An 8,514-nucleotide genomic window follows, 5' to 3' on the forward strand; every position below is an offset into this window, starting at 1 on the left:
GACATGCGGGGGCCTAGTTCATCAGGTTTTTTCTACCTGAGAAAACTCCAAATCGACCGGAGTGGCACGACCAAAGATCGACACAGCCACTTTCAGACGATTCTTGTCGTAATCAACGTCTTCAACCGTTGCAGAGAAATCCGCAAAAGGACCATCGATTACACGCAAAACCTCACCCACCTCAAAAGACACTTTGTGACGTGGTTTTTCAGCACCATCCTGCACCTGCTGCATCATCCGCTCCACTTCTTTGAGCGGGATTGGCATCGGCTTGGTGCCCGTACCACCGATAAAACCGGTCACTTTTGGCGTGCTTTTCACCAAGTGCCAGCTATCGTCGGTCATTTCCATTTCAACAAACACATAACCAGGGTAGAACTTACGCTCCGAAACCGCTTTGCGGCCACCCTTTACTTCCACCACTTCTTCTACTGGCACCAAGATCTGACCAAACAGATGCTCCATGCCAAGACGTGTAATTCGTTCAGTCAGCGCTTTTTGCACACTCTTTTCAAAGCCCGAATATGCATGCACTACATACCAACGCATTCCCATGCCTGATGCTCCGCCTTATTTACCGCGACCCAGCACGATATCGTAAAACACCCAAGCCAGGCCAGAATCCACAACCCACATGAACAATGCCAAAACCGCCACAAACAAGAACACAACCCCAGTCACCTGCCAGGTTTCTTTCTTGCTTGGCCACACAACCTTTTGCGCTTCTTTGATCGCATCACGGGCGTAATCAACAAAACCGCGACCGGTCTCGCTAAACCACAGCACCGCAGCCGCAGCCGCTAGACCCGCAACCACCGACAAAGACCCGACAAAGGACTGCCCTGCGGGAACCAAATAAAAGCCAGCCACACCCAGCGCAACCAACGCGAGTGCCGCTACCAACTTCAGGCGTTCAATGTTTTGCATTACTTTCTGGCGACCCATAAAACAAAGCCGCCCCAAATCAAATTTGGAACGGCTCCGCTGATATCGTGGCAGGCGATGAGGGTCTCGAACCCCCAACCCCCGGTTTTGGAGACCGGTGCTCTACCAATTGAGCTAATCGCCTACGGAGAGGCGGAATTATAACTTAACCCCGCCAATTTTGCAAACTACTTATTCAATAATTTTCGCTACAACGCCGGCACCAACGGTACGGCCACCTTCACGAATCGCAAAGCGCAGACCTTGCTCCATCGCGATTGGGGCGATCAGCGTCACAGTGATCGATACGTTGTCACCTGGCATAACCATTTCAGTGCCTTCTGGCAGAGAAATCGCGCCAGTTACGTCCGTAGTACGGAAGTAGAACTGAGGACGGTAGTTGCTGAAGAATGGAGTGTGACGACCACCCTCTTCTTTAGACAATACGTAGATCTCAGAAGTGAACTTGGTGTGCGGAGTGATTGAGCCTGGTTTAGACAGAACTTGACCACGCTGAACTTCTTCACGCTTCGTACCACGCAGAAGCGCGCCGATGTTGTCACCCGCTTGACCTTGGTCCAGCAGCTTACGGAACATCTCAACACCAGTACAAGTAGTCTTGATAGTTGGAACGATACCAACGATCTCGATCTCTTCACCCACTTTGATGATGCCGCGCTCAACACGACCGGTAACCACAGTACCACGACCAGAGATTGAGAACACGTCCTCAACTGGCATCAGGAAGGTACCATCCACTGCGCGCTCTGGCAGAGGAATGTAAGTGTCCAGCGCTTCAGCCAAGCGGAAGATGGCTGGCTCGCCATATTCACCTTGATCGCCTTCCAGCGCTGAACGAGCTGAACCAACGATGATTGGGGTGTCATCACCTGGGAAGTCATATTTAGACAGCAGGTCACGAACTTCCATCTCAACCAGTTCCAACAACTCAGCGTCGTCAACCAGATCAGCTTTGTTCATGAATACGATGATGTATGGTACGCCAACCTGACGAGACAACAGGATGTGCTCGCGAGTTTGTGGCATAGGACCATCAGCAGCAGATACAACCAGAATCGCGCCATCCATCTGAGCCGCACCGGTAATCATGTTTTTCACATAATCCGCGTGACCTGGACAATCTACGTGAGCGTAGTGGCGAGTTTCAGTTTCGTATTCAACGTGAGCGGTATTAATGGTAATACCACGTGCTTTTTCTTCAGGAGCGCTATCGATCTGTGAGTAGTCTTTAGCTTCGCCACCGAATTTGCGAGTCAGTACAGTCGTGATCGCAGCAGTCAGAGTGGTTTTACCGTGGTCAACGTGACCGATGGTACCAACGTTAACGTGCGGCTTGGTCCGCGTAAACTTTTCCTTAGCCATCGCTTTATTTCCTTCTCGAGAACTTGAAATAACAGATTAATGACGCATTGAAATGAATGGTGCTGATGGGGGGAATTGAACCCCCGACCTCTCCCTTACCAAGGGAGTGCTCTACCCCTGAGCTACATCAGCATTTAATCATTGGAGCGGGTGAAGGGAATCGAACCCTCGTCGTAAGCTTGGAAGGCTTCTGCTCTACCATTGAGCTACACCCGCGGCTTAATACTCAATTCGTTCTATCACACCCGCTTAGGGGGCAACTGGTGGGGAGGGAAGGATTCGAACCTTCGAAGGCTAAGCCGCCGGAGTTACAGTCCGGACCCGTTGACCGCTTGGGTAACCTCCCCGTCAAGAGCCACGCATTATGGAGATGAACTTTGCCGTCGTCAAACAGATTTTTCATCTCCACCCTCAGTTTTTGAATAAATACTTAATTTTGCTTGGTAATTTAGTTGGCGCGCGCAGTGCCGCGACTGCATACCAGCCACATCAACACCCCAATCACGATCATCGGCAAGCTCAACCACTGCCCCATGGAGAAGTTCATATACAGCAAGCCAAGGAAGTCATCTGGCTCACGCGCAAATTCGGCCACAAAGCGGAATGCGCCATACCCTAACAGGAATAGTGCCGAAATCTGCCCGGTTTTCCGCTGCTTGCTTGAGAACCACCACAAAATAGCAAACAGCAGCATACCTTCCAAAGTAAACTGATACAGCTGCGACGGATGACGCGGCAAACCATCGTGCGCCTGCGGGAAGACCATCGCCCACGGCATGGTGGCATCGGTTACGCGCCCCCACAATTCGCCATTAATGAAATTACCTAGTCGGCCCGCCGCCAAGCCCAGCGGCACCAGCGGCGCAATAAAGTCAGTTACCTGCAAAAAACTGCGCCCGGTTTTACGGCCAAATAGGTACATCGCCACCAATACACCGAGAAAACCGCCATGAAAGGCCATGCCACCTTCCCACAACTTAAAAACGCTCAGCGGATGCTGCAGATAAAAATCAAACTTGTAGAAGAACACATACCCTAAGCGCCCACCAAGGATCACCCCTAGCACACCGTAAAACAGCAGGTCATCCATTTCCGCCACATGCCAGCCCGGCGGATTGCCATTGCGAATCCGCATCCGCCCCAGCAACAAAAAGAGCACAAAGCCCACCAAATACATCAGGCCGTACCAATGAATACCCACCGGCCCCAAGTGAATGGCCACCGGATCAAACTGCGGATGAGTCAACATCAAAATCTTCCTATTCGGGATATGGCAGCGATTATATGCGCAGAGCGCCCTTGCTGCGCAGCATTGCGGCAAACCAGTATTTACAGTCGCCGCCTAACGTCCACACCAGCATGCCTGATTTTCGTTACAATGGCCGCTCAGTTATTTCACTGATAGAGATTGATCATGCCTGCTTATCGTTCCCGCACCACCACCCACGGCCGCAATATGGCCGGTGCTCGCGCCCTGTGGCGTGCCACCGGCATGAAAGACGGCGATTTTGGCAAACCGATTATCGCCATTGCCAACTCATTCACCCAATTCGTACCCGGCCATGTGCATTTACATAATCTGGGTCAGTTGGTGGCACGTGAGATCGAAAAAGCAGGCGGTATCGCCAAAGAATTCAACACCATCGCGGTGGATGACGGTATCGCCATGGGTCATGGCGGCATGCTGTATTCACTACCAAGCCGTGATCTGATTGCCGACTCGGTGGAATACATGGTGAACGCGCACTGTGCCGACGCGCTGGTGTGCATCTCCAATTGCGATAAGATCACCCCAGGGATGCTGATGGCCGCCCTGCGCCTGAATATTCCGGTGATTTTTGTTTCTGGCGGCCCAATGGAAGCCGGCAAGGTTAACTGGCAAGGCGAAGTGCGCAAACTCGATCTGGTAGATGCCATGGTGGAAGCCGCCAACCCGAACGTCTCTGACGACGAAGTGGCCGCCGTCGAGCGCAGCGCCTGCCCAACCTGTGGCTCTTGCTCCGGCATGTTCACCGCCAACTCGATGAACTGCCTGACGGAAGCCTTGGGCCTATCTTTGCCTGGCAATGGCTCGCTGCTCGCCACCCACGGCGATCGCAAGCAACTTTTCCTGCAGGCGGGTCGCACCATCGTCGAGCTAGCCAAACGCTATTACGAAGGCGAAGACAGCAGCGTATTACCACGTAATATCGCCACTTTCGAAGCTTTCGAAAACGCCATTGCACTCGATATCGCCATGGGCGGCTCCACCAATACGGTCTTGCACCTACTAGCGGCCGCCAATGAAGCCGGCGTGAACTTCACCATGCAGGACATCGACCGCATGAGCCGGAAAGTGCCATGCCTATCTAAAGTGGCCCCAGCCACTCAGAAATACCATATGGAAGACGTGCACCGTGCGGGCGGGGTAATCGGGATTTTGGCCGAACTGGATCGCGCCGGACTGATTCATCGCGATGTACCGACCGTTCACGCCAGCAGCATGGGTGCCAGCATCGATCAGTGGGACATCGTTAAAAACAGCCCGGATAGCCTCGCACACCTGCTCTACCGTGCCGCGCCAGGCGGCGTGCCGACCACCATCGCCTTCAGCCAGAGCATGCGCTGGCCAGAGCTTGATCTGGATCGCGCTAACGGCTGTATCCGCAATAAAGAAAACGCCTACTCGCAAGACGGCGGGATCGCCGTGCTGTACGGCAATATCGCTGAGCGCGGTTGTATTGTAAAAACCGCCGGCGTGGATGAATCCATCCTCAAATTTACTGGCCGTGTCCGGATTTTCGAATCGCAAGACGACGCCGTCGCCGGCATTCTGGACGATCAAGTAGTGGCCGGTGATGTGGTACTGATTCGTTACGAAGGCCCCAAAGGTGGCCCGGGCATGCAGGAAATGCTCTACCCTACCTCCTACCTGAAATCAAAAGGCTTGGGCAAAGCCTGCGCACTACTGACCGATGGTCGCTTCTCGGGTGGCACATCTGGTTTGTCGATCGGCCACGTTTCACCTGAAGCCGCCGAGGGTGGCGCGATTGGTCTAGCCAAAGAAGGCGACCAACTGGAAATCGATATTCCAAACCGCACCATCAATCTGCTGGTCAGCGCCGAAGAGCTCGCTGCCCGCCGCGCCGAAATGGAAAGCCGAGGCAGCAAAGCCTGGCAACCTGAACAGCGCGAACGTTTCGTCAGCGCGGCCTTGCGCGCCTACGCCGCAATGACGACTTCGGCCGATACCGGTGCGATTCGCGATGTGAGCCAAGTTGAGCGCAAAAAGTAAGTCAATTTGACTGATACAAAAAGCGGCCTGCGAGCCGCTTTTTTATTAAAGGGTATATCTCTAAACACATTGATCAATAAACCTTACGGGGCAATACCCCTATCCCGACCAATGGCATTGAGTTTATTTGCCCCCTGCCGATACAGGCCATTATCCAGCCCAGCAGGAGCGCATCATGCAAGCCCTCGACAGCAGCCGCTTTAACCCCAGCACATTACTACCAGGCTGGGCAGGCCCAACAACTAATACCCACCACAGCCAGCAACCCTCCGCCCTCAGTCAACACAATCAGCGGCTAGGCCGCGACACCAGTCAAGCCGCGCAAGCCATGCTCGGCCAGCTGGCCGGCCAATTATTTGGTCAGCAAAACTTCAAAATCGAATGGGATGAGGTAAGCCTTGCCGCTGCCACCACGGCCGGTGCAGCAGCGAGTGTCAGCAGCAATGGCGCCCAGCAAACCAGCAGCACCGCCTTTCTTTTGCGCGAAGAGAGTCAATTCAAGGGGCGCGGCACCATTAGCACTGCTGATGGCCGCCAATTTGAGTTTGAATTTGAACTTAGCTTTAGTCGCGAGCAAACCGCCGCATTTAGCTCGCAAACCAGCGCGGCGACACCCACCAGCGAGCGTGAGCCAGCCCAAACGCGCAGTAACGCTACCCCACTAAGTTTGCAGTTTGGCGGCCTCGCCGATGAGTTACTACAGCAGCTCAGCCCAGAGCCGGTGGGGCAAGCCGTTAAAATCAATGATCAACCCGCCCAGCTGCTGGTTAAGCTGCTGAATTTACCCGGTGGCGAACGGTTTCTGGATTGGCAAGGCCAGCGGCAAGGGCTCGATACCCAAGCCTAAATGCAAACAGGGGCTAGCCAGCCCCTGTTGTTCTACCATTCGATTGCAGTATTTATTTGCCGATGGCGGCGGTATCGATCAGATCTTCCAGCAAGCGCAAAACCGCGTCGCCGCTCATTTCAAATGGGGTAAATTCGGCCCGCGCCGAATATTTGAGCAACAGGGCCGCATTGACCTTGGCCAGATTCACCTGCCCCATGGTCCAATCAGAGAAGCGTCGCTCATTGATCTCGGCAAAGTGCAGCAATTCCACCTGCCCATGCCGCGGATCACGGCCAATGATGTTATACAGCGAAGATACAGCCGCGCGGCTGCCTTCCAGCACCTGCACAAAAGTGCCACCGCTATAGCAAAGCACGCCGGTGATGCCGATGGCCGGATTATTTTGCCGCGAGCTACGCAGGATTGAATCCAGCAACTCGGTATTCATCGCGCCAGCTGCACGGCTGGCATAAATCAAGCGCACCAACATACCCATCCTCACTTAACGTTTATTGTTAATCAGCGACAAGAATTCCAGCCGCAAGTGCGTATCTTTCAGGAATACGCCGCGCATCACGCTATTGATCATTTTTGAGTCACTGTCTTTCACACCACGCCAGTGCATGCAGAAATGATCAGCTTCCATCACAATCGCCAGGCCATCTGGATTCACCTTGCTCTGCAAGAGATCGGCCATCTGGGTCACGGCTTCTTCCTGAATCTGCGGCCGCGACATTACCCATTCAGCCAACCGCGCATATTTTGACAGGCCGATCAAGTTGGAATGTTGATTTGGCAGAATACCGATCCACAATTTTCCGATAATTGGGCACAAATGATGCGAGCAAGCGCTGCGCACGGTGATCGGGCCAACGATCATCAGTTCATTCAGATGCTCGACATTCGGAAACTCCGTTACCGCGGGCTGCTTCACATAGCGGCCACGGAACACTTCATTCAGATACATCTTGGCCACCCGGCGGGCAGTGTCTTGGGTGTTGTGATCGTTATCGGTATCGATCACTAGGCTATTGAGCACTTCTACCATCTTGCTTTGCACTTCGGCCAGCAATTCGCTCATTTCGCCTTCTTCGATAAAGTCAGCGATATTGTCATTCGCATGAAAGCGGCGGTCGGCCTGCAGCAGGCGGTAGCGAATACGCTGCGAAACAGGCGTCGCAGCCACGGCGGTCGAATCTGATTTGCTCACCATCACATCCTTGAGATTAGGGCCTGGCTCAACCAGTATATACCCAGAAACAAAAAAGGCTACTGACGAGTAGCCTATCACAAAGCCTGCGCCTTGCTCAGTGAAAATTTTTTGTCGCGCCCAATGGCTGGGCGAAAAAAAACCCGCTCAGCAGAGCGGGTTTTTAAAATTTGGTGGTGGCCAATCGCGGAATCGAACCACGGACACGCGGATTTTCAATTTTTCCCGTCGCGCCGAACAAGCCGAACTCATACGCAACTGCCCGTAAATACAAGCACCCAACCGGATTGAAACGCAAGCAACCGCAGTTAAGCGCACTGAACCGCTGATGGCTTTGACAGAAAAATGTCAGAGCACAACCAACGTCTCAGCTTACCCAGCCCGTGAAATAAATTCAACTTCTAATTAGTACCAAATTTCTGCAAATCTCAACACTGAACGTCAATTACCACGACTGCCAACACTATACAGAGTGTCAAAATTTGATGTGAAGGGGTTAAATCGATGTCGAAACCGGCTGCGGCGCATGGGGTGCATGCATTACTCACCAAAGCATCTTTGTGTGAACAACTGAAGATTTCAGAGCGGACCATCGAAAACATGGTCAGGCACGGGGTTTTTCCTCCTCCGGTCCGAATTGGCAAATATGTCTATTGGTCTGAAACTGCAGTCGTGAAATGGCAAGAACTCCGCTTCACTGCACAAAACGCATGGATGGAAAAGCTTGAGCAATGGTGACGTTGTTTGTTCGACGTGCAACAGAGCCGCAATCCGACCCTGAAATGTCTGCAATCGTTGCGCTTGCAGACGTTGAGCTAGCCTCCGCTGTTTTCTGCTAATCGGCGAGGCTGTGTAAAAACAAATGGGATCATTATCAACAAAAGCGCAATTACA

Annotated in this window: 9 protein-coding genes and 4 tRNA genes; 3 read left to right on the forward strand and 10 right to left on the reverse strand. The window is 53.0% G+C overall.

The annotated features are described in order from the left end of the window. Window positions 1-21: 21 nt before the first annotated feature. From nusG to lgt, 8 genes are all read right to left on the reverse strand, one after another. Window positions 22-555 (reverse strand): transcription termination/antitermination protein NusG, encoded by a 534-nt coding sequence (gene nusG / locus QV747_RS15655; RefSeq protein WP_273432346.1) that lies wholly within the window; start codon window positions 553-555, stop codon window positions 22-24. Between the two features lie 15 nt (window positions 556-570). Then, the gene (gene secE / locus QV747_RS15660; RefSeq protein ID WP_028448464.1) at window positions 571-927 is read right to left on the reverse strand and encodes a preprotein translocase subunit SecE; all 357 of its coding nucleotides are present in this window, start codon (window positions 925-927) and stop codon (window positions 571-573) included. A 66-nt stretch (window positions 928-993) separates the two neighbouring features. Beyond that, window positions 994-1,069, reverse strand: a tRNA-Trp gene (locus QV747_RS15665). 47 nt (window positions 1,070-1,116) lie between these two features. After that, window positions 1,117-2,307 (reverse strand): elongation factor Tu, encoded by a 1,191-nt coding sequence (tuf, locus tag QV747_RS15670; RefSeq protein ID WP_273432340.1) that lies wholly within the window; start codon window positions 2,305-2,307, stop codon window positions 1,117-1,119. 57 nt (window positions 2,308-2,364) lie between these two features. Beyond that, a tRNA-Thr gene (locus QV747_RS15675) sits at window positions 2,365-2,439 on the reverse strand. 10 nt (window positions 2,440-2,449) lie between these two features. Next, window positions 2,450-2,523 (reverse strand) — tRNA-Gly (locus QV747_RS15680). A 45-nt stretch (window positions 2,524-2,568) separates the two neighbouring features. After that, window positions 2,569-2,654 (reverse strand) — tRNA-Tyr (locus QV747_RS15685). A gap of 101 nt (window positions 2,655-2,755) precedes the next feature. Beyond that, window positions 2,756-3,556, reverse strand: coding sequence for a prolipoprotein diacylglyceryl transferase (gene lgt / locus QV747_RS15690; RefSeq protein WP_273432348.1), 801 nt, complete (start codon window positions 3,554-3,556; stop codon window positions 2,756-2,758). Between the two features lie 165 nt (window positions 3,557-3,721). Between lgt and ilvD the strand changes: the two genes are divergently transcribed. Beyond that, window positions 3,722-5,581, forward strand: coding sequence for a dihydroxy-acid dehydratase (gene ilvD / locus QV747_RS15695; protein ID WP_047395930.1), 1,860 nt, complete (start codon window positions 3,722-3,724; stop codon window positions 5,579-5,581). 175 nt (window positions 5,582-5,756) lie between these two features. Next, the gene (locus tag QV747_RS15700; RefSeq protein ID WP_273432351.1) at window positions 5,757-6,428 is read left to right on the forward strand and encodes a hypothetical protein; all 672 of its coding nucleotides are present in this window, start codon (window positions 5,757-5,759) and stop codon (window positions 6,426-6,428) included. A 52-nt stretch (window positions 6,429-6,480) separates the two neighbouring features. On the opposite strand, the gene QV747_RS15705 is transcribed toward QV747_RS15700, so the two are convergent. Further along, window positions 6,481-6,900 carry a BLUF domain-containing protein gene (locus tag QV747_RS15705; protein WP_028450289.1) on the reverse strand — a complete coding sequence of 140 codons (420 nt, stop codon included), beginning with the start codon at window positions 6,898-6,900 and terminating at the stop codon, window positions 6,481-6,483. Window positions 6,901-6,912: 12 nt separating this feature from the next. Beyond that, on the reverse strand, window positions 6,913-7,620 hold the full coding sequence (gene folE / locus QV747_RS15710) for a GTP cyclohydrolase I (protein WP_231550552.1): 708 nt from the start codon (window positions 7,618-7,620) through the stop codon (window positions 6,913-6,915). A gap of 504 nt (window positions 7,621-8,124) precedes the next feature. Here folE and QV747_RS15715 point away from each other — a divergent pair. After that, window positions 8,125-8,358: an AlpA family transcriptional regulator gene (locus QV747_RS15715; RefSeq protein WP_273432354.1), complete on the forward strand. Its 234-nt coding sequence runs from the start codon at window positions 8,125-8,127 to the stop codon at window positions 8,356-8,358. Window positions 8,359-8,514: the final 156 nt, after the last annotated feature.

Origin of the sequence: uncultured Chitinibacter sp. (assembly GCF_945957625.1) — a bacterium.
Lineage (GTDB): Bacteria > Pseudomonadota > Gammaproteobacteria > Burkholderiales > Chitinibacteraceae > Chitinibacter > Chitinibacter tainanensis.